The sequence below is a fragment of the Bacillus sp. J14TS2 genome, assembly GCF_018333015.1.
GTDB lineage: Bacteria > Bacillota > Bacilli > Bacillales > Bacillaceae_C > Lederbergia.
This window is the reverse complement of record NZ_BORE01000048.1, coordinates 1-828: the sequence shown is the minus strand read 5'-3', so window position 1 is coordinate 828 and position 828 is coordinate 1. Positions and strand designations below refer to the sequence as shown.

Annotated in this window: 1 protein-coding gene; it reads right to left on the bottom strand. The window is 37.1% G+C overall.

Translation table 11 applies throughout. The annotated features are described in order from the left end of the window. Nucleotides 1-672 (bottom strand): IS4 family transposase (locus KI375_RS26975; protein ID WP_212976439.1); only part of this gene is annotated, 672 nt, incomplete at its 3' end. Nucleotides 673-828 lie beyond the last annotated feature (156 nt).

Below are 828 nucleotides of genomic sequence, written 5' to 3'. Positions count from 1 at the left end.
GGTATTGCTTTTAATCCGTGTAACAAATCGAATTCCGTTCGAAGAATAAAGATCAAATTTTTCAAAGTTGAAATATCCTCGATCAAAGACATGGAGGGCCTTTTTATCTGGTGTCATGAGTGCGTCTAACTGTGTTTCATCAGCTGGTCTAGCAGGAGTTGGAATGACAGCATTTGGATATGATTCTTCACCAACAAAAACCACAGATGTATGGATCTTTATCCCCGACTTTGTCTCTCGAAAATCGGCCCATTCATATTGTTTAAGGCACATCGAGATAGTAGAAGAATCAATCAAAATTAGTTTTCCAAGTTCCTCACTTGCCTTTTTTGGTCCCATGACTTGGTGCAGTTGTAGAATTAAATGTTGTAAAACGGCTTGGCAAACCCCAGGGGGAATACTTCGATTTTTACGAGAAAGCTGCGACTTACTGATGCTTTCTAATCCCACTAGTCTTTGAACATTTTTCTTCCGGCCCACCTGTTCACTCACTCTTCTCAAACTCGTGATCCCTTTTAATTGTGCGTATAGGAATATATACAAATACTTAAGGGTCTCAAGCTTTTTCACATATTTATCCATACCGGCGTAATCAATCATTTTTTGAATAACTTTTGGTTCTAATGGATGAATGTATTCCTTGAATACACTTTTTATGGTATGATTGTCCATGGATACTCCTTATAGTTAGGGATTTGGACAGGACTACCATACCCTAATTATAAGGTTTTTTTATGGACTTTTATAGTGATAATTGCCATTATTCATAATTTTGGCATAGTTATTTCCTCTTGACTTTTGGCTGGAAATTTAATGCAACGCTAGTGA